Below are 19,956 nucleotides of genomic sequence, written 5' to 3' on the forward strand. Positions count from 1 at the left end.
AAATACGGAGCCACCTAGGAGAATCGAACTCCTGACCTGCTCATTACGAGTGAGCCGCTCTGCCGACTGAGCTAAGGTGGCATGCCCTCAATGCCCTCACGCCAGGCGGCACGAGTCTACGGCAGGCTCGCTGGCCAGCCAAAGTCTGATTCCCCGGTCTCCCCCCGCGAAGGGGCAGTACCATCTCAGGCCGCCTTCGACGGCCTGCATCGTCGCCAGCCCAAGTCGCTAGCACAGCTCCTGGCCGATGGTGGCCACCATGGCGTCGACGGCGAACTTGGGTTTGACGTTGATCGCCAGCGCTTCGCGGCAGGCCAACACGGCCTCGATGCACCGCAGCAGCCGATCGGGCGTGGCATGCGCGGCCAGCGCCGCGGCCCGGTCGGCCATGTCCGGGTGATTGGCGGCAACCGTGGCCGCGTTCGCCGACAGCAACAACGCATCCCGGAAGTAGCCCGCCAAGTCGATCAGTGCCCGGTCCAATGCGTCGCGCGAGGCGCGGGTATGACGGGATTTCTGGCGTCGTTCCAGCTCTTTGATGGCACCCGTGGCGCCGCGCATCGCCCCGGCGGTCCCCTTACCCGTGCCGCCGGCCCCCAGCGCCGTGCGCAGCTCCTCCGTCTCGGCCTCGGCCCGGTCCGCGGTCAGCACCAGCGCCTCCGCCTCGGCGGCGGCGACCAGCTCCTCGGCGGCGGCGTAGGCGCGCGACGGCGTCACGGCGTCGCGGGCCAGCCCCAGCGCCCGCTCCCGTCGCAGCCGGGCCTCCGGGTCGGTGGCCAACCGCCGGGCCCGTCCCACATGACCGCCGCTGACCGACGCCGCCCAGGCCGCGGTTTCGGTGTCCAGACCGTCGCTGTCGGCCAGCACCTGGGCGATCGCCGCGGTCGAGGGTGTCACCAGCGCGACATGCCGGCATCGGGATCGCAGCGTCACCGCGATGTCTGCGGGGTCCACCGAGGGCGCACACAGCAGGAACACCGTCGATACCGGCGGCTCCTCCACCACCTTGAGCAGCGCGTTGGCGGCACCTTCGGTCAGCCGGTCGGCGTCCTCGATCAGCACGATCTGGCGGTGTCCGGTGGTCGGCTTCCGGGACGCGATCTGCACGATGGCCCGCATCTCGTCGACGCCGATGGACAGGCCCTCGGGGATGACCCGTCGCACGTCGGCGTGGGTGCCGGCCATCGTCGTCGTACAGGCCCGGCAGCGTCCACATCCAGGGTCCCCGTCCTCGGGATCCGCGGTGCATTGCAGCGCCGCCGCGAAGCACAATGCCGCCACCGACCGCCCAGAACCCGGTGGACCGGTGATCAGCCACGCGTGTGTCATATTTCCGTCGCCGGCCAGGCTGTGACGGTTGTCACCACGAGCCGACCTGGCGGCGGCGATCAGCTCGTTCTTCACCGCGTCCTGGCCTACCAGCCGCGTAAACACCCCGGACATCATTGGTGCACATTATTGGTCCGCGTGACTCCGCGCCGACAGAGACCGAATGGCCACCGTTTCGCGACCTTCCCGTAACCTTTCGGCGGTTCGGCCCGTCAGCGGCGACCTGCCGGGGCGGCTGAAAGTTTTCGACGAGTCACCACCGCCGGATACGGTGGGCTCGTGGCTACCGTGGCAGCATTGCCCGGGCGGATCAGCGCGTTCGCCCGGTGGGTGGTGCGCACCCCGTGGCCGGTGTTTTCGCTGAGCATGCTGCAGTCCGACATCATCGGGGCGCTCTTCGTCCTCGGCTTCCTGCGCTACGGCCTGCCACCGGGTGATCGAATCCAGCTGCAGGACCTGCCGCGGCTCAACCTGGTCGTCTTCGTACTTTCGGCGCACGTCGTGTTTTTCGCCGGGGTCGCGGCAAATTTCAAGCTGCTGGTACCGGTTTTCCGATGGCAGCGCCGCGACAATCTTCTCGCAGAGGCTGATCCGGCCGCCACCGAGCTGGCCCGCAGGCGCGTACTACGCATGCCCTTCTACCGAACCGTGATCAGCCTTGTGGTGTGGGCCATCGGAAGTGTGGTCTTCATCGTCGCCAGCTGGTCGGTGGCCCGCTACGCCGCGCCCGTCGTCGCGGTCGCCACGGCGCTGGGGGCCACCGCCACCGCGATCATCGGCTACCTGCAGTCCGAGCGGGTCCTGCGGCCCGTCGCGGTGGCTGCGCTGCGCAGCGGCGTGCCGGAAAACCTGCGGACACCCGGCGTCATCCTGCGCTTGATGCTGGCCTGGGTGCTGTCCACCGCGGTGCCGCTGCTGGCGATCGTGCTGGCGGTGGTGTCCGACAAGATAGCGTTGCTCCACACCGCACCGGAGAAGCTGTTCGATCCCATCCTGTTGCTGGCGTTGGCGGCGCTGGGCATCGGGTTCTTCAGCACCCTGCTGGTGGCCATGTCGATCGCCGATCCGCTGCGCCAGCTGCGCTGGGCTCTCTCCGAAGTACAGCGCGGCAACTACAACGCCCACATGCAGATCTATGACGCCAGCGAGCTGGGTTTGCTGCAGGCCGGCTTCAACGACATGGTCCGGGACCTGTCCGAGCGGCAGCGGCTGCGTGACCTGTTCGGTCGCTATGTCGGCGAAGACGTGGCCCGCCGCGCCATCGAGCGCGGCACCGAGTTGGGCGGTCAGGAACGCGACGTGGCGGTGCTGTTCGTGGACCTGGTGGGCTCCACCCAGCTGGCGGCCACGCGGCCGCCAGCCGAGGTGGTTCATCTGCTCAACGAGTTCTTCCGGGTGGTAGTCGATACCGTGGGCCGGCACGGCGGGTTCGTCAACAAATTCCAGGGCGACGCCGCGCTGGCGATCTTCGGCGCACCGATCGAACACCCCGACGCTGCCGGCGCCGCGTTATGCGCCGCGCGGGAACTGCACGACGCACTCATCCCGGTGCTGGGTTCGGCCGAGTTCGGAATCGGGGTGTCGGCCGGACGGGCCATCGCCGGCCACATCGGCGCACAAGCCCGCTTCGAGTACACCGTGATCGGCGACCCGGTCAACGAGGCAGCACGACTCACCGAACTGGCCAAGCTCGAAGCGGGCCACGTGCTGGCGTCGGCCATCGCGGTCAGCGGCGCGCTCGATGCCGAGGCGTTGTGCTGGGATGTCGCCGAAGTCGTCGAGCTGCGAGGCCGCACCGCACCCACCCAGCTGGCCCGGCCGCTGAATCTTGCTGCACCCGAACAGGTTTCCAGCGAGATGGGCAGCTGACGCCCTGGATGACGGGCAGACTCTGCTTTGCCGGCTAGTGCCCTGAGTTCGATGGACCTGTCCCTTCAGCCACACGAGTCTCCACGGATCTGCGGCGTTGCCGGATATTCCGGGAGGCCGCGCTTCAGCGACAAATCCCTTGCACACCTTGGATTGTCGCTGACGGGCCGGCTCCGCCCGAGATCCATGTGAAAGATCCGATTGGCGCGGCCCGGGACTCGCACAGCGTGTCGAGTTCCAGTCAGATAGGGACAGCGTCGAGATGGCCAGAGCTGTTGTTTCACTTGCGAATCCGGCTAGGACCGCTTGACGGCCTTCCTCGCCGGTGCCTTGCGGGTGGTCTTCCTGGCGGTCCGCTTGACCGGGCCACGGGCCCGTCGGTCGGCCAGCAGTTCGGCGGCGCGTTCGTCGGTGATCGTCGCGACGTCGTCACCCTTGCGCAGGCTGGCGTTGGTCTCACCGTCGGTGACGTAGGGCCCGAACCGACCGTCCTTGATCACCATCGGATTGCCCGACGCCGGATCGGTGCCCAGTTCACGCAGTGGTGGAGCCGAAGCACTTTGCCGTCCAGGGCGTTTCGGCTGAGCGTAGATTTTGAGCGCTTCGTCGAGAGTGACGGTGAAGATCTGATCTTCGGTCGCCAACGAACGAGAATCCTTGCCGCGCTTCAGATATGGGCCATACCGTCCGTTCTGCGCGGTGATCTCCTCCCCCGACTCGGGATCCACGCCCACGACCCGGGGCAGCGACAGCAGTTTCAGCGCATCCTCGAGCGTGACCGTCTGAAGGTCCATGCTGCGCAGCAGCGAGCCGGTGCGGGGTTTCGCGGCAGCGGTCTTCTTGCCCTTCTTCGGGGGCTCACCGGGCTCGGCCGCCGGTTCGGGGAGAACCTCGGTCACGTACGGCCCGTAACGCCCGTCCTTGGCGACGATCTCGTGGCCGGTCTGCGGGTCGACACCTAGCACGCGTCCCTCTTGCGGGGTGGCGAAAAGCTGCTCGGCTACCTCGAGGGTCAGCTCGTCCGGCGTGAGCGAGTCGTCGAGGTTGGCGCGCTGCGGTGCCGGCTCACCGTTGTCGCCGGTTACCGTGCGTTCCAGGTACGGCCCGTTCTTGCCCACCCGAACGTAGACGGGACGGCCTTCGGCGTCGTCGAAAAGCTTGATGGAGTTGACTTCTCGCGCATCGATGCCTTCGAGGTTGATGCCGACGAGCTTCTTCAAACCCCCGGAGCGGGCCACCGAATCGGCCACGCCGTGCTCGCCGCCGAAGTAGAAGTTGTTGAGCCAGTTGGTGCGCCGCTCGGTGCCAGCGGCAATCGCGTCGAGCTCGTCTTCCATCGCCGCGGTGAAGTCGTAGTCAACCAGGCGACCGAAATGCTGCTCCAGCAAACCGGTTACGGCGAACGCCACCCAGGACGGCACCAGGGCGCTGCCCTTCTTGTGCACGTAGCCGCGGTCCTGGATGGTCTTGATGATCGACGAGTACGTCGACGGGCGCCCGATGCCAAGCTCCTCGAGCGCCTTGACCAATGAGGCCTCGGTGTAGCGCGGGGGCGGGTTGGTGGCGTGCCCGTCCGGTGTCAGCTCGACGGCATCCAGCCGCTGCCCCGGACTCAGCTGCGGAAGTCGGCGCTCGGCGTCGTCGGCTTCGCCGCCGACCAATTCATCCACGGTCTCCACGTAGGCCTTGAGGAAGCCCGGGAAGGTCAGGGTGCGGCCGCTCGCGGCGAATACCACCTGCTGCTCGCCGGCCATGCCTTCGATCCGCAGGCTCAGCGTGGTACCGCGCGCGTCGGCCATCTGCGAGGCCACCGTCCGTTGCCAGACGAGCTCGTAGAGGCGGAATTCATCGTTGTCGAGTTCGCGGCGCACCGCGTCCGGGGTGGCAAATGCCTCGCCGGCGGGGCGAATCGCCTCGTGTGCCTCCTGGGCGTTCTTCACCTTGCGGGTGTACTGGCGCGGTGCCGCGGCCACATACTCCTCGCCGTAGAGCTGACGGGCCTGGGTGCGCGCGGCGTTGATCGCCGACTCCGACAGTGTCGTCGAGTCGGTCCGCATATAGGTGATGTAGCCGTTCTCGTAGAGCCGCTGCGCGATGCTCATCGTCCGCTCGGCGGAGAACCGCAGCTTGCGGCCGGCCTCCTGCTGCAGCGTGGAGGTCATAAACGGCGGATACGGCCGGCGGGTGTAGGGCTTTTCCTCGGCCGACGCCACGGTCAGCCGCGCGCCGTCCAGACGCGCGGCCAGCGCGGTGGCGCTGGCTTCATCGAGGACGACGACTTCCGGCGAACCGGACGCGCCCTTGCGCAGGGCTCCCAGCGAGTCAAAGTCCCGGCCGGTGGCCACGCGTCGGCCGTCCACAGTGGTCAGCCGGGCGACGAAGGTGGGCGGCTGGGCCTTCGGGTCGGACACGCTGGCGTCCAGCGTGGCAACGATGTCCCAATACGACGCGCTGCGGAACGCCATCCGGTCGCGCTCGCGCTGGACGATGATTCGCGTCGCTACCGATTGCACCCGGCCCGCCGAAAGCTTCGGCGCGACCTTCTTCCACAGCACCGGGCTGACCTCGTAGCCGTAGAGCCGATCCATGATGCGACGGGTCTCCTGCGCATCGACCAGGTCGATGTCCAGCTCGCGGGGGTTGGCGGCGGCCTCGAGAATGGCCGGCTCGGTGATCTCGTGGAAGACCATCCGCTTGACCGGAATGCGCGGCTTCAGGGTTTCCAGCAGATGCCAGGCGATCGCTTCACCCTCACGGTCACCATCGGTGGCCAGATAGAGTTCGTCGACGTCTTTGAGCAGGCCCTTCAGTTCGCTGACGGTGCTCTTCTTCTCCGGGCTGATGATGTAGAGCGGTTCGAAGTCGGCGTCGACGTTGACCCCGAGCCGGGCCCACGGCTCGGACTTGTACTTGGCGGGCACGTCGGCGGCCGCCCGAGGCAGGTCGCGGATGTGGCCTCGCGACGACTCGACGATGTATCTGGGCCCCAGGTAGCCGGCCAATTTGCGCGCCTTGGTGGGCGACTCGACAATGACAAGTCGCCGGCCGCTCCCGTTGCCGCTGCCACTGCGGCTGTCGGAGCTTCCGGTGCCCCTAGTCTTCGGCTCAGCCAACTGCGCTTACGCTCCATCTCTGATCCTGGCTCCCCACGGAACCGCCCCCGGTAGGAAGAGTGCCAGACCGGCACTGAATCTCAGGTGAAATTCCGGTACGCCGCCGTCCCCTCGCCCGTGGGCACCTGACAATTTCGCACCCTTGGGCGCGCCTGCGCAAACCGGCTACCTGAGAGACCAGCGCCGGCGGCCCGTCAGACCCGTGGCCACTGAGCCAACGCATCGGAGCTGTCCGGAGGTTCCCCCACGTTCTCTACCAGGCGCGATAGCCTGCGTCGGCCACTGATCCGCAACGCCGGCCGGGCGCCTCGGGTACCGATCAGGGTGGGCGCGATGCCGACCCGCATCAGCGCCGACGCCAGCGGTGAATAGGTGTCGGGAGCGTGCGGATCCAGACCCAGCAGATAGCGGTCGGCTTCCGGGCTGCCGGCCGCCAGCGTCCACGCCCGCAGCTCCCGCGGCCCGGGCAGCCAGCGCGGGGGCACCGTCTTGACCGCACCGCGGGTCCAGGCGGCAGCGATCGGGCGCAGCGTCGGATCCGCGGCGGTGCGCACCAGGGGGGTGTCTTCGTCGGTTCGGGCGATCTCGGCGACCAGGCCGGCGTCGCGCATCATTTCGGCGAGAGCGACGGCTCGCCACAGTTCGCTCACGACCACCGACAGCCGGGCACCCGTACCGACCATGACGATCTGGCCCGAGGCCGCCAGCACTCCGGAAAGATCGTCCACCGCGGGCGGCACGGACTCCGCGGCGAAGAAGGACAGCTGGCTCACGCCACCGACAGTAGGCCAGTGAGCCGATCCATGGCTGCTGCGTATCCGGCGCGGCGGTCAGGCGCGGTGCCGCTCGGCCCCGGCTGAGCTTGGCGAGCAGACACAGAAGCCGCCAATTTCGGTCGATTCGGGAAGCTTCCGCGTCTGCTGGCACGACCTGGTGCCCCTGAGGTAACGAAACCCCCCGGCCCGACCCGCGGTGCGGGCTGCGCCGGGGGGTTCGTCAGAACCGCTCGGATCAGAGGGAGCGGACTCCGGTGGCCTGGGGGCCCTTAGGGCTGTGGCCGATTTCGAACTCGACCTTCTGATTCTCTTCGAGGGTGCGGAAGCCCGAACCCTGGATCTCCGTGTAGTGGACAAACACATCCGCGGAACCGTCCTCGGGGGCGATGAAGCCGAACCCCTTCTCCGCGTTGAACCACTTCACAGTTCCCTGTGGCATTTCTCGATCTTTCCTTTTCTTCTGGGTGCGGTGCACCGCCTCTCGGTGCCCCGGGCCAAGCTGCGACCGCCATACCTCGCAGAGTCGCCGGAACTTAACCCGACCGATAACCTCGCAGGAACCGCGGCCGCAACGTCGATCCTGCGAAAGTTTGACACGAACACAGAAGCTGCGACCGCAATCAGTCAACCATGTTCGGCGCGTCGGCGACAGACTTCTGTCGTGGACGAGTTCTCGAAGGGTGCGTGAATGCCGAGTTTCGGCAGCGAGCTGCTTGCCGCGGCGCTCGCCGGTACGCCGTCCGGCGAGTCTCCGCTGCGCCATGTCGCCGAACTGTCACCGCGGCCTGGCCGACCAACCGGTTGGCCGGAATGGGCCGCTCCCAACGTGGTTCGCGCGTTCGTCGAACGCGGCATCGCCGTGCCGTGGTCGCATCAGCTGGAATCCGCCGAGCTGGCACACCATGGCCGGCACGTGGTGGTGAGCACCGGCACGGCGTCGGGAAAATCACTGGCCTACCAGCTGCCGGTGCTCACTGCGCTGACGACGGATCCGCGGGCCCGGGTGCTGTATCTGTCGCCGACGAAGGCGCTGGGCCACGACCAGTTGCGCGCGGCCCATGCGCTGACCGCCGCCGTCCCGCTAAACGACGTCGCCCCCACGGCCTACGACGGCGACAGTCCCGCCGAGGTGCGCCGCTTTGCCCGCGAACGATCGCGCTGGCTGTTCTCCAATCCGGACATGGTTCACCTGTCGATATTGCGCAACCATGCCCGCTGGGCGGTGCTGCTACGCGGGCTGCGCTACCTGGTGATCGACGAATGCCATTACTATCGTGGCGTTTTCGGCTCGAATGTGGCTATGGTGTTGCGCCGGCTATTGCGGCTGTGCGCCCGTTACGCGGCTGTGCCGGGTTACGGCCCGACGGTGATATTCGCCAGCGCCACAACGGACTCGCCGGGTGCGACGGCCGCCGAACTCATCGGCCAACCGGTCGCCGAGGTGGTCGACGATGGCTCTCCCCAGGGCGCACGCACGGTCGCGTTGTGGGAGCCCGCCCTGCGCACCGATCTGACCGGGGAGAACGGCGCCCCGGTTCGACGATCCGCGGGCGCCGAGGCGGCGCGGCTGATGGCTGACCTGATCGCCGAAGGAGCACAGACGCTGACGTTCGTTCGGTCGCGGCGTGCCGCGGAGCTGACCGCGCTGGGCGCCCGGGCGCGGCTCGACGACGTCGCCCCGGCGTTGTCCGGCCTGGTGGCGTCTTATCGGGCGGGATATCTGGCGGAGGACCGCGCCGCCTTGGAGCACGCGCTGGCCGAGGGCCGGTTGCGGGGGCTGGCCACCACCAACGCATTGGAGTTGGGTGTCGACATCGCCGGGCTGGACGCGGTGGTGCTGGCCGGCTTTCCCGGGACCGTCGCGTCGTTCTGGCAGCAGGCCGGCCGGTCCGGCCGACGCGGTCAGGGCGCACTGGTGGTATTGGTCGCCCGCGACGATCCGTTGGACACGTATCTGGTGCACCATCCGGCCGCGCTGTTGGGCAAGCCGGTCGAGCGGGTGGTGATCGACCCGGGCAACCCCTACCTTCTGGGTCCGCAATTGCTCTGCGCTGCAGTCGAATTGCCTCTCGACGAGGCTGAGGTCCGAGCGCTGGGCGCGGTGGAGGTGGCCGAGGGGCTGGTCGACGACGGGCTGCTGCGCCGGCGGGGCGGCAAGTACTTCCCGGCCCCAGGGGTGGAACCGCATGCGGCGGTGGACATTCGGAGCTCGATCGGTGGCCAGATCGTCATCGTGGAGTCCGACACCGGGCGGCTACTGGGCAGTGTTGACACGGGCCGGGCACCGACTTGCGTCCATCCGGGGGCGGTGTATCTGCACCAGGGCGAAAGCTACGTCGTCGACTCGCTGGATTTCGAGGAAGGGATCGCCTTCGTCCATGCCGAGGATCCGGGATATGCGACATTCGCGCGCGAGGTCACCGATATTGTGGTCAGCGGTCCAGGCGAGCGGTCGGCGCTCGGCGCCGTCACCCTGGGCCTGGTGCCGGTGACCGTCACGCATCAGGTTGTGGGATATCTGCGCCGTCGGCTCAACGGAGAGGTGGTCGACTTCGTCGAGCTGGACATGCCCGAACAGGTGTTGCCCACCACCGCGGTGATGTACTCGATTGCTCCGGATGCCCTGGCCCGCAATGGCATTGATGCGCCGCAGATTCCCGGGTCATTGCATGCCGCCGAGCACGCGGCCATCGGGCTGCTGCCGTTGGTGGCCAGTTGCGACCGCGCCGATATCGGTGGCATGTCCACCGCGATCGGCCCGGAGGGGCTGCCGAGTGTCTTTGTCTACGACGGTTATCCGGGCGGGGCCGGGTTCGCCGAGCGCGGCTTTCGTCAGGCTCGTACCTGGTTGGGTGCGACAGCCACGGCCATCGAAGCCTGCGAATGCCCGAACGGATGCCCGTCGTGTGTGCAGTCTCCCAAGTGCGGCAACGGCAACGACCCGCTGGACAAGGCGGGCGCGGTGCGAGTGCTGCGGTTGGTGCTCGCGGCATTGGTTGCTGAGGGTTGCTAAACACCCGGTGTACCCTCGCTTCGACCCGACGCGCGCGGCCCCCGACCGCATACTTGCGCATCGAACACAGGTCGCAACGAGTGCCGGCGCCAGCCGCCGCCATCACAGATCTGCATTTCGCGTGCTGGCACAGACAAATTGCGGCAGCATAGCGGCCGGAGCCTTAAGCGCTGACATGTCCACGACTCTCGAATGATCCATGGGCCGCTTGCCATCGCCGCTGGACCCGCACCGACAAACCGGCGAAACCGCAGAACCGCTCGCCGGGCCCGCGCTACGGTGCGCTTACCGAACGCATCGACGGCCACCGCGCATGGCAGGTCATGGCCCGCAGGAAGGTACTCATGTCGTTGGTGATTGCGGCGCCCGAGGCGCTGGCCACAGCCGCCACCGACCTGGCAGCAATTGGTTCAACGGTGAGCGCGGCCACCACGGCTGCGGCGGCGCCGACGACCACGCTGCTGGCGGCCGCACAGGACGAGGTCTCGGCAGCGGTGGCGGCCCTCTTTTCCAGCCGGTTCCGGCAACGGCGGCAACGGTGGTGCGGGCGGCGCAGCAGGTCTGTTGGGTGGTGGCGGGCACGGCGGGGCCGGTGGCAGCGGCGTGCTGATCGGACTCAACGGTACGGCGGCAACGGCAGCACCATCCCCACGCCCGCCAGCGGCGGCACCGGCGGTCTCGGCGGGCTCCTGCCGGGTACCAGCGGGATCAGCGGATTGCCGTAGTGCAGGTACTCCCAACGGGATTCGCCCGCAACGGCGTCGCGCCTACATGAAAAATTGCGGTGGGAAAATCCGGCGGATGGCGACCGACCCCTCGACGGTCGACCTCCACCGATCTGCACTTCCTCGTGGCCGAAGATGTGCCAGAAGTGTCACCACACCGCCTGGAGAGCGGCTGGCTACAACCCACGCCGGTCCCGTCCTGGCAGTACGGACGTGCAGCTGAAACTACCCGCATGTGAGCAGGGTGTGCAAATCATGAGCTACCACCGAACCGCGCCGGTAGCGGTCCGAACCACCGGGCTGAGCGACAACGGCACGGAACTTACGCCCGCGGCAGCGGCACACCAGAATGCCCCAGCAACCCGATCAATACGCCGTGCCGGAGTCGCGGGACGGCATACGATGCCTTCACGTCTGACGTCGCCCGGCGACCAGGGCCGTCACGACCGGAAGGATCTCTGATGTCATTTGTCATCGCGGCGCCGGACATCGTTGCGACGGCGGCATCGGATCTGGCCACCATCGGCTCGACGATCGGCGCCGCCAACGCGGCCGCGGCCGCGCCCACCACCAACCTGTTGGCTGCCGCCGAGGACGAGGTGTCGGCGGCCATCGCAGCATTTTTCGGCGCCCACGCCCAGAGCTATCAAACCCTCAGCGCCCAAGCGCAGGCTTTTCATCAGCAATTCGTCCAGGCCATCGGCATGGGCGCGGCGTCCTATGCCAGCGCCGAGGCCGCCAACGTGTCGCCGCTGCAGCAGCTGCTCAACGCGATCAACGCGCCCATCCAGAACCTCACTGGACGCCCGCTGATCGGCAATGGAACCAACGGCGCCCCGGGCACGGGTCAAAACGGCGGTGACGCCGGGTGGCTCATCGGCAACGGCGGAGCCGGCGGATCCGGCGGAATGTCGGTCAGCGGTACCGGATTGCCCGGCGGCAACGGCGGGGCCGGCGGGCTGCTGTTCGGCACGGGCGGCGCCGGCGGGGCCGGCGGGTTTTCGTCAACCAACGTTGACGGCGGCACCGGCGGAACGGGCGGGGCCGGCGGGCTGTTCTTCGGTACCGGCGGCGCCGGCGGTGCGGGCGGCTTCGGCGCGGGTACCGGCGGTATCGGCGGCCAGGGCGGCTTCCTGTTCGGCGATGGCGGCGTCGGCGGCACCGGCGGGTTGGGCGACACCGGCGGTACCGGTGGCGTCGGGGGAACCGGCGGGCTGTTCGCTACCGGCGGGGCCGGCGGCACCGGTGGTGGCGGCCCCAACGGCGGGACCGGCGGCGCCGGCGGCACCGCCCTGTTGGTCGGCAACGGCGGAGCCGGCGGCACCGGTGGCACCACCCCGGAGAACGCCAACGGCGGGGACGGAGGCGCGGGCGGTAACGCGGGCATGTTCGCCGGCAACGGCGGGGCGGGCGGCGACGGCGGCGCGACCATCGGCGGCGTCACCGGCGCGAATGGCGGCAACGGCGGCAACGGCGGCATGTTCTTCGGCAGCGGCGGCGACGGCGGCAACGGCAGCGTCAGCGGTCTGGGCAATGGCGGCAACGGCGGTAACGGCGGCAACGCCGGCCTGGTCGGCAACGGTGGCAACGGCGGGGCAGGCGCCGACAGCGAGTTCGACGGCGGCAACGGCGGCAACGGCGGCAGCGCGCAGCTGATCGGAAACGGCGGCAATGGCGGCAATGGCGGCGCCAGTGTGGGGGTTGGCAGTAACGGCACCGGCGGCAAGGCCGGCACCGGCGGAACGCTGATCGGCCTAGACGGACTGAACGGACTGCCCTGAACGGCGCCGGGCGCCTGGCCAAGACCCATCGTTGGCGCACGTATCTGCCGTCGCCGCAACAAGATTCCGACGATCAGCGGCTACCCGCCGCGGTATGTGGATGCGCTGTCAGTAGACTGCGCCTATGACCCACGACTGGCTGCTCGTGGAAACGCTGGGGGACGAACCGGCCGTCGTCGCCCAGGGGCGTCAGCTCAAGAATCTGGTTCCGATCACCACATTCCTGCGCCGCAGTCCCTACCTCTCGGCCGTCCGCACGGCGATCGCCGAGTCGCTGCAGACCGGTCAGAGCCTCAGCAGCATTACGCCCAAGAGCGATCGTGTCATCTGCACCGAACCCGTTGTGATGTCGGACGGCCGGGTGCACGGTGTGCAGGTGTGGATCGGTCCCGCGGATGCGGAACCGCCGGAGCGACCTATCGCGGGCCCGCTGAAGTGGGACCTGACCCTGGGGGTGGCCACCGACACTCGCGAGTCGCTGATCAACAGTGGCAAGAATCCCGACGTCGAGGTCACCTACGGCAGGGCTTTCGCCGAGGACCTGCCGTCGCGCGAACTCAGCCCGAACGAAACCAGGGTGCTGGCCATGGTGGTCAAGCCCGAGCCTGGCCAAACATTATGCAGTACTTGGGATCTCACCGATTGGCAGGGCAACCCCATCAGGTTGGGTTTCACCGCGCGCAGCGCGCTGGAGCCGGGGCCGGACGGCCGCGATCACCTGGTAGCGCGGGCGATGAACTGGCGGGCCGAACTCAAAGGTCCGCTGGTGCCGGTCGACGACCTGGCGCAGAAGATTCTTGACGGACTCGCGCAGGCAGGGGTCCACCGGGCGCTGGTCGACCTGAACACCTGGTCCTTGTTGAAGTGGCTCGACGAGCCGTGCCCGTTCTACGACTGGCGGGCCAACGAGCCCGACAAGTCCCGCGTGCATCCCGACGACCAGGAGCTCATCGCCGCGATGACAAAGGAATTCGCTAACGGAGCAACCAGTGGCGTGTTGCGGCTTCCGGGGTACGACACCGATTGGGTGCCGGTGCACGTCACGGTCAACCGGATAGAACTGGAGCCGGAGACCTTCGCCGGACTGATCTCACTGCGGTTGCCCACCGCTGCCGAACTCGCCGACGCCGGATTGCCGACGGCCGTGCGCGACTCGACCTGACCGTCACGAAGGTGTTGGCGGTCCGGCCTGCACCAGCCCTGGACCACACCGCGCCCGCGTTCGACGCCACTGTGAGCAATTTTATGGTTCTTATTGCCAAACGGGAGAACGTCTTTCGTTCTGGACGTCAAAACGATCCGGCCGCGATCCGTGCCCGATACCCTACATTTCGGATCTTCATGGGAGGCACCGAATGTCGTTCGTGAGTGCGGCTCCGGAGGTGCTCGCGGCGGCCGCGGCCGAGGTGTCGCATCTCGGTTCGTCGCTGCGCGCCGCGAACGCCGCCGCGGTGGCCCGGACCACTGGGTTGCTGGCCGCAGCCGAGGATGAGGTGTCTGTTGCCGTCGCCGCATTGTTCGGATCGCACGGCGAGACCTATCACGTGCTGAGCACACAAGCGGCGAAGTTCCATAGCCGGTTTGCCTAAACCTTGTCGGCCGGCCGCGGCGTCCTATGCCGGCGCGGAAGCCGATGCCGGTCAGAGTCTGCTGAATATCGTCAACTCGCCTGCCCAGGTGCTGTTGGGGCGCCCGCTGTTCGGCAACGGTATCAACGGGGCGCCCGGCACCGGCCAAGACGGCGGCCCCGGCGGGTTGTTGATCGGCAACGGCGGCTCCGGTGGGTCCGGCGCGCCCGGCCAGCACGGCGGTAACGGCGGAGCCGCCGGGCTGCTCGGCGCCGGCGGTGCCGGCGGTGTCGGCGGCTTCGGGCTCCCAGGTGGCAACGGAGGGGCTGGCGGAGCCGGCGGAGCTGGAGGGTTGTTCGGCAACGGCGGCAACGGGGGGACCGGCGGGGGATCGTTGGACGGCAACGGCGGCGCCGGCGGAGCGGGAGGTGCGGCCGGATTACTCGGCTCGGGCGGCAGGGGCGGCGCGGGCGGTGTGAGCGCTCACCACATCGCCGGTGCCGGCGGTGCCGGTGGAAGCTGGTGGGTCGCTCGGCACCGGCGGAGCCGGCGGTGACGGCGGGCAGGCTGACGACGCTGTCGGCGGTGCGGGTGGGGCGGGCGGAAACGGCGGAACGTTCTACGGGTCCGGCGGCATGGGCGGTTGGGGTGGCAACGGAGGCCTGGACGGGGGTGTCGGCGGGACGGGCGGCGCCGCCGGTCTCCTCGGCGACGCCGGCGCTGGCGGTGGCGGCGGAACGGGCCTGGTCAGGGATGGTGGCGTCGGCGGCGCGGGCGGGGCCGGTGGGCTCGTCGGCGATGGCGGCCTTGGCGGGCATGGCGGCACCGGCGGCACCAATGGTGCAGCCGGTGGGGCGGGCGGTCGAGGGGGTCTGCTCTACGGCGCCGGCGGGGACGGCGGGGCCGGCGGCAACGGACAGCCCGCCACCGGCGGGGACGGCGGGGCCGGCGGTGCGGCCGGGCTGTTCGGCGCCGGTGGCCGCGGCGGTGACGGTGGAGTCGGTCACAACAAGGGCGGCCTCGGTGGGGGCGGCGGGATCAGCATGCTCTGCGGCAACGGCGGCAACGGCGGCGACGGCGGCGCCGCAGGTCTTGACGGCCGCGCAGGTGGATCCGGTGGCAAGGCCGGCATTCTGTTCGGCAACGGCGGAGGCGGCGGAACCGGCGGGTTTGGCGGCTTCAGCATTCCAGGGCACGGCGGGCCCGGCGGCGTCGGCGGGCAGGCCGGGCTGATCGGCAACGGCGGCAACGGTGGGGCTGGCGGCATTACCTCGGCTGCCGGGAGCACCGGCGGCAATGGCGGCAACGGCGGTGACGCCCGGCTGATCGGCGACGGCGGTAACGGCGGCAACGCCGGCACAGGCACCACCGCCGGCGGGCCCGGCACCGGCGGCACCGGCGGACTGCTGCTCGGCCAACGCGGTGTCAACGGGTCCACGTAGGGTCTAAGTAGGGCCTAGTAGTCGGGCCGTATTCGGCTCCCACCCGATCGGCCCGGCGGCTTACGGTGCAGAGAATCTCACCGAAGTTGCCGACGGACGCGTTCCCGGGGCTTGCGCTTAGCCTGAGTTACGCGAAGCCCCATTCATCATTTCCGTCGGATTGTTCCGGGCGATCGTGTTGGTAGCGGGTCGCAAACGCTTCAGCTTCTGCTGCTGCTGCTTGCTCTGGCGTCGGCAAATTCCACAAAGTACTAACGGATTCCCGTAACTGTGCAGCGCGCTGGCCATCCCCGTCGGCCAGCTGGGCCATCCTGTCGAGGATAAACGTGTATTGAGCGGCTTGCGCCTTCTGTCGAGCCAGGTTGGCGATCATGAGGATCTCCGAGGCGAGCCGCGTTTCACTCATGGACGCCACCCTGGTTGACAGCTGGATATCGTCAACCCGGCCGTCCATCAAGGCCGACACCGATATGGTTCGTTCCGGATTTGTCACGATGAAGGTGGCGATATCTTCCTGCACGACATCCTCGGCCCGACCGTGCGCGTCGTTCACGTTGGTTCTGCGGTCTGGGGACGCCGTCGACGGGAAGCCAACGGTCGGGTCAAAAGTCGGATGCGCAACCCCATAGGCCCCAGGGTCGTCGCCGCCGCCGTCCACGGTGTCGAAATCATCGTCAAAGTCGTTCTTGCACAAGTCCACTCTGGTACGCCTTTCCAACGGCCCGCCAATCAGCCGTAGTGGGGATTGCAGGCAGGTGTCGATGAGCCCGAATCGGTGTCCTGTTTCAGGGAAAATGAGGGCGCCGGCGGCGCAAGGAATTTGGTCAGAAAGTCAACGACTCGATGGCTTGACGCCAGGTTTCATCGGCATCCAGGTATGCGCGCGCAGCAGTTCGCAGATTCTTGGCCAGCGCGATACCAGCAGCGTGCAAGGACGAGCCGAAGGCGTTGTGCGCACTCTCATACATCTTCAACGTGTCGTTGAACTGCTTGCAATACGATCCGTGGCTGATCGCCACTGACTCTGCTAGTCCAGTGGTAGCGGCGACTCCCGAGGACGCACTTGCTGCCGCGTTGTGTTGATGCGACGCGAGAACATCGAGCAACTCGGGCTGGACTTTGAGAATGTTCGTCATCGATCACGCACCCTTCGCTTGCCGTTGCGCAAATATGCGCTAGTTGTCAATCAGGATTTCGCTTCCTAATGGCGTTAAACGACGCGTCGCGCCGACACCAGTTGACCACCGCCGACTCCTGCTTCGACTGGCGCGCGCTCCTCACCGTCTGTGCCGGCCGCCGCGCCTTCCGCGTACTTCTTCCCCGGCGCGCCTTTCGCCGACCCCGCAGCGGGATGCATGCCGCCCATACCCTGGGGGCCCTGCGCAGCGGGCGGTTGCTGCTGAGCGCCGAGTTGCTCCGAAAGCGGCTTGGCCGGGGCGTCATCGTGGGGACGCACCTCCTGCCGATCGGCGGCCGAACGCAGGTGAGCGACGTTGGCTAAGCCCCCGAGCCCGTTGGGCAAGCCCCCTAGGCTGGAACCAACCCCGGGCAGACCAGGCAATCCTGCACTCGCCAAGCTGTCCAAGCTGGCTAAACCAGCGGATCCGGATGCCGTCGGCGAGCTGAAGAAGCCAGTGAGCTGGGACAAGCCGCCGCTCATTCCTTCAAGACCAGGCACGCCCACGAAGAACGATTCCAGCGTCGACCCCCACTTCGACAACAGTGCGTACGCCCACTGCGCCAGGTCGCCCAAAAGGTTCTCGAGGAAGCCGATCGGGTTCGTGATGAAGTCCCATACATCCACCAGGATGTCGTCGATGACGTCCACCACATCCGACACGATGTCCACCACTACAGAAGCCAACAGGCTCGCCAACTTGGCTAGCAGGCCAAGAAGCTGAGCCGTATGAATCAGCGTCTCAATTGTCAAATAGGCGAGTGCACCACCCACCACGGCCATCCCCGCAGCGCAAATCGGCGCCTGGAAGGCGGCCGACATCGCCCACCCGACAAGCGGGATGTAGGTCAGGTCCACCGCCACCGGACGCACGAACTCAAGGCCCTTCCGCACCCCGGCCAGTACGTCGCGGGTCTTCTCGACCGCGTTGGCCTGGTCCGCGATCAACTGCTGAAGCTCACGGTCCAGTTCCGCTAGCTGCTGGAAGAAATTCAGCTGATCCTTATTCTTGCCCGCGTAGTTCTCGGCGGCCGAACCTTGCCAGCTGTCACCCGGAAACGCCGACCCCAAATCATCAAGGGCCTTTGCAAAGAACGATAGCGCGGCGTTGATTATGCCGCCATCGTCGGGAACGCCAATCCCAAGAAGGACGTACATACCGTCGATGAAACCGATTGTTGGATCAATGATGAAGGCTCTGCTCATGTCTGGTACCCGTCCGATCTTCGTCGATTTCCGATCGATTGGCCAGCTGGGCTATAGCGCCCAGTACGTCTGCCAGTTATATACCTGTGATCGAGACCACGTGTCAACGGTCATTATTGTTCATAATGCGTTAACCAAGCTCTACTTTCCGCCATCACAGCCGGGCACCGACGCCCGCCCTCGTCGGTGGGTGACACCGGGCAGTGGTCTCGCAGGCGGCCCGCGCTCGGAGCGGTGCCTCGCGATCTGTCTCGGTGGTCGCCAAATCCGTTACACCAGAGTGGAAATGGAATGTCGTTCGGGTTGGCAGCGACGGGCCCACGGCCGGTCTGCGTTCGCGGCAAAGCGCTCGTGGCGCTCGGGTGGCTATGCGGCGAAGCTAATCTGTTAACGCAACTAACTGGTCTACATATTTCAGCTGCGAGTGGATGCCAGACGGGACTCATCTCGATCTTTTCGACTTAGCCGACTCGGCGCCTAATACTATTGGGCAGAGATTCGACAGTGAATAGTTACGGTCGCGCAGAATCTTATTTATCTCCACAGTTAGCCCCTGCCGGGCGACGCTTGAAAAGCGGCAAATCCCGTTATTTCTCTCTCAGAAACTTATCGGGTGCGCCCGACTCTTATCCGCCCGCTGCCGTGGTGCGGCATGCACGCCTAGCATTCGGTGAGTACGCGGTTGACCAGCGACGATTGCAACCCCTGACCCGAGGAGGCGGGCGCTTCCGGTGGCGTCACCTGGTCCCGTTGCCACCCAGGCCGGCCGCGTACCCAACGCATCAAGATCAAATCGACGATTGCAAACGCATTCTGCTAGCAATTGTTTCCATAGGAGGGCTGGATCTGTGCAGCATGTCCCAAGACTTCGCTTGAGTAGTCGAAGCGGGCGAAGGATTTAAGACGTTGCCGGACGTGCAACGTGAAACGTCGGCTCGAGGTCGGAAACGACCAGCCACGCCCCGGGTGGACGGGCGATGTTGCGGTTGATCCGTTGCACATGGGCAACGCCCATGTTGAGCAATGATCGTGACAAGTGGGCGCATCTTCTCGAGGATGATCATCACGGAATCGGGAACTCACTGCGTGTCGGCCGGCCCCGCCCTTGCGGCGGCCCGCGCCACGCCGGCGAAAGCTACCGGAACCTCGACGGTGACCACCACATCGAGGTCCCGTACCACACAGGCGGCATCGCCCACCCCCATCGCCTGCGCCACGGCCGTTGCCCGCGCGCAGGCCGCCGGGCCACCATCAGGTACCCGCACGGCCGCGGCCAGCGCGGCCAGATCGGCGGCCGCCTGCGCGCGATGCCGAGCCACCGCTACCGAGCCCAGATAGGAACCCGCCCAGGCGACCCACAGCAACACGCCCACCATCGCGACCGCGAGCACTGTCGCCGAGCCACCGTCATCGCGGCTCCGCAGTCGCCACCGCCTCAGCCGCAATATCCAAGGTAGGCAATAGCTTTGACCGAGCGACAACCGAAGCGACAAGGAACTCGCCGTCCCGGCGCAGCTCGATCTGCGCAGCCGGCGGAGCGATTCGCCGAGCAACGTCGACAGCCGAACGTTGGTCCCCGCGCGCGGCCAGTCGAGCGGCCTCGCGGGCGGCGTCGATACAGCGCAACTGCATGGACACCGCCGTGAGACCGGCCATGCACAGCACCAGCACCACGACCAAGGTGGCGATGGCCAGAGCCGCTTCGACCGTGCTCGACCCGGCACTCGACGCTAAGCCTTGGTGCTCAGCGCGCGACCGATGATGTGGTTCAGCGCCGACACCACCGAGTCGCCGGTGACAACGGTGTAGAGGATCGCGCCGAATGCCGCCGCGGCGATGGTCCCGATGGCATACTCGACACAGTCAGATTAGCACCCAGCTCACAGACCCCGCAAAGGGATGGGACCGAGATCACAGCCGGGATCGGTCCGATTTCCGGGATTTGCTCCTTAAGGGT

Annotated in this window: 13 protein-coding genes, 1 tRNA gene and 3 pseudogenes; 6 read left to right on the forward strand and 11 right to left on the reverse strand. The window is 67.4% G+C overall.

The window, feature by feature from the left end:
- Positions 1-8: 8 nt before the first annotated feature.
- A tRNA-Thr gene (locus EET10_RS26360) sits at positions 9-81 on the reverse strand.
- A gap of 147 nt (positions 82-228) precedes the next feature.
- Positions 229-1,443 (reverse strand): DNA polymerase III subunit delta', encoded by a 1,215-nt coding sequence (locus tag EET10_RS26365; protein ID WP_099188560.1) that lies wholly within the window; start codon positions 1,441-1,443, stop codon positions 229-231.
- A gap of 165 nt (positions 1,444-1,608) precedes the next feature.
- Here EET10_RS26365 and EET10_RS26370 point away from each other — a divergent pair, with 165 nt between their 5' ends.
- Entirely contained in the window at positions 1,609-3,198 is a 1,590-nt protein-coding gene (locus EET10_RS26370; RefSeq protein WP_036405701.1) for an adenylate/guanylate cyclase domain-containing protein, read from the forward strand.
- 296 nt (positions 3,199-3,494) lie between these two features.
- On the opposite strand, the gene topA is transcribed toward EET10_RS26370, so the two are convergent.
- The 3 genes from topA to cspA form a co-directional block, all read right to left on the reverse strand.
- Positions 3,495-6,311, reverse strand: coding sequence for a type I DNA topoisomerase (gene topA, locus EET10_RS26375; RefSeq protein WP_063468661.1), 2,817 nt, complete (start codon positions 6,309-6,311; stop codon positions 3,495-3,497).
- 194 nt (positions 6,312-6,505) lie between these two features.
- On the reverse strand, positions 6,506-7,084 hold the full coding sequence (locus EET10_RS26380) for a hypothetical protein (RefSeq protein WP_036405718.1): 579 nt from the start codon (positions 7,082-7,084) through the stop codon (positions 6,506-6,508).
- Positions 7,085-7,322: 238 nt separating this feature from the next.
- On the reverse strand, positions 7,323-7,526 hold the full coding sequence (gene cspA, locus EET10_RS26385) for a cold shock protein CspA (RefSeq protein WP_007772268.1): 204 nt from the start codon (positions 7,524-7,526) through the stop codon (positions 7,323-7,325).
- A gap of 249 nt (positions 7,527-7,775) precedes the next feature.
- Here cspA and EET10_RS26390 point away from each other — a divergent pair, with 249 nt between their 5' ends.
- From EET10_RS26390 to EET10_RS31370, 5 genes and pseudogenes are all read left to right on the forward strand, one after another.
- Positions 7,776-10,100, forward strand: a complete 2,325-nt coding sequence (locus EET10_RS26390; RefSeq protein ID WP_122502633.1) for a DEAD/DEAH box helicase — start codon at positions 7,776-7,778, stop codon at positions 10,098-10,100.
- A gap of 344 nt (positions 10,101-10,444) precedes the next feature.
- Positions 10,445-10,825, forward strand: a complete 381-nt coding sequence (locus tag EET10_RS31850; protein ID WP_167480228.1) for a PE domain-containing protein — start codon at positions 10,445-10,447, stop codon at positions 10,823-10,825.
- Positions 10,826-11,286: 461 nt separating this feature from the next.
- Positions 11,287-12,594 (forward strand): annotated as a pseudogene (locus tag EET10_RS26400) (PE family protein); the annotation flags it as partial.
- A 136-nt stretch (positions 12,595-12,730) separates the two neighbouring features.
- Positions 12,731-13,768, forward strand: coding sequence for a PAS domain-containing protein (locus tag EET10_RS26405; RefSeq protein WP_063468664.1), 1,038 nt, complete (start codon positions 12,731-12,733; stop codon positions 13,766-13,768).
- A 193-nt stretch (positions 13,769-13,961) separates the two neighbouring features.
- A pseudogene (locus EET10_RS31370) lies at positions 13,962-15,616 on the forward strand (PE family protein).
- Positions 15,617-15,743: 127 nt separating this feature from the next.
- On the opposite strand, the gene EET10_RS26415 reads toward EET10_RS31370, so the two are convergent.
- The 6 genes and pseudogenes from EET10_RS26415 to EET10_RS31855 all read right to left on the reverse strand — a co-directional run.
- Complete coding sequence (locus EET10_RS26415; protein ID WP_036405728.1) at positions 15,744-16,316, reverse strand: hypothetical protein; 573 nt, start codon at positions 16,314-16,316, stop codon at positions 15,744-15,746.
- A 124-nt stretch (positions 16,317-16,440) separates the two neighbouring features.
- Complete coding sequence (locus EET10_RS26420; RefSeq protein ID WP_036405730.1) at positions 16,441-16,752, reverse strand: ESX-1 secretion-associated protein; 312 nt, start codon at positions 16,750-16,752, stop codon at positions 16,441-16,443.
- Between the two features lie 74 nt (positions 16,753-16,826).
- Positions 16,827-17,999 carry an EspA/EspE family type VII secretion system effector gene (locus tag EET10_RS26425; protein WP_099187802.1) on the reverse strand — a complete coding sequence of 391 codons (1,173 nt, stop codon included), beginning with the start codon at positions 17,997-17,999 and terminating at the stop codon, positions 16,827-16,829.
- A gap of 1,079 nt (positions 18,000-19,078) precedes the next feature.
- Positions 19,079-19,390, reverse strand: coding sequence for an Rv3654c family TadE-like protein (locus EET10_RS26430; RefSeq protein ID WP_036405733.1), 312 nt, complete (start codon positions 19,388-19,390; stop codon positions 19,079-19,081).
- A gap of 16 nt (positions 19,391-19,406) precedes the next feature.
- Complete coding sequence (locus tag EET10_RS26435; RefSeq protein WP_244602102.1) at positions 19,407-19,694, reverse strand: TadE family type IV pilus minor pilin; 288 nt, start codon at positions 19,692-19,694, stop codon at positions 19,407-19,409.
- Between the two features lie 35 nt (positions 19,695-19,729).
- A pseudogene (locus EET10_RS31855) lies at positions 19,730-19,858 on the reverse strand (DUF4244 domain-containing protein); the annotation flags it as partial.
- Between the last annotated feature and the right edge of the window lie 98 nt (positions 19,859-19,956).

The sequence above is a fragment of the Mycobacterium pseudokansasii genome (assembly GCF_900566075.1).
GTDB classification, from domain to species: domain Bacteria; phylum Actinomycetota; class Actinomycetes; order Mycobacteriales; family Mycobacteriaceae; genus Mycobacterium; species Mycobacterium pseudokansasii.

What these genes read in the sequence shown, in the direction of transcription:
- EET10_RS26365 (WP_099188560.1), bottom strand. Translation starts at nt 1,443, where the DNA reads ATGTCCGGGGTGTTTACGCGGCTGGTAGGCCAGGACGCGGTGAAGAAC.
- cspA (WP_007772268.1), bottom strand. Translation starts at nt 7,526, where the DNA reads ATGCCACAGGGAACTGTGAAGTGGTTCAACGCGGAGAAGGGGTTCGGC.
- EET10_RS26390 (WP_122502633.1), top strand. Translation starts at nt 7,776, where the DNA reads ATGCCGAGTTTCGGCAGCGAGCTGCTTGCCGCGGCGCTCGCCGGTACG.
- EET10_RS31850 (WP_167480228.1), top strand. Translation starts at nt 10,445, where the DNA reads ATGTCGTTGGTGATTGCGGCGCCCGAGGCGCTGGCCACAGCCGCCACC.
- EET10_RS26405 (WP_063468664.1), top strand. Translation starts at nt 12,731, where the DNA reads ATGACCCACGACTGGCTGCTCGTGGAAACGCTGGGGGACGAACCGGCC.
- EET10_RS26420 (WP_036405730.1), bottom strand. Translation starts at nt 16,752, where the DNA reads ATGACGAACATTCTCAAAGTCCAGCCCGAGTTGCTCGATGTTCTCGCG.
- EET10_RS26425 (WP_099187802.1), bottom strand. Translation starts at nt 17,999, where the DNA reads ATGAGCAGAGCCTTCATCATTGATCCAACAATCGGTTTCATCGACGGT.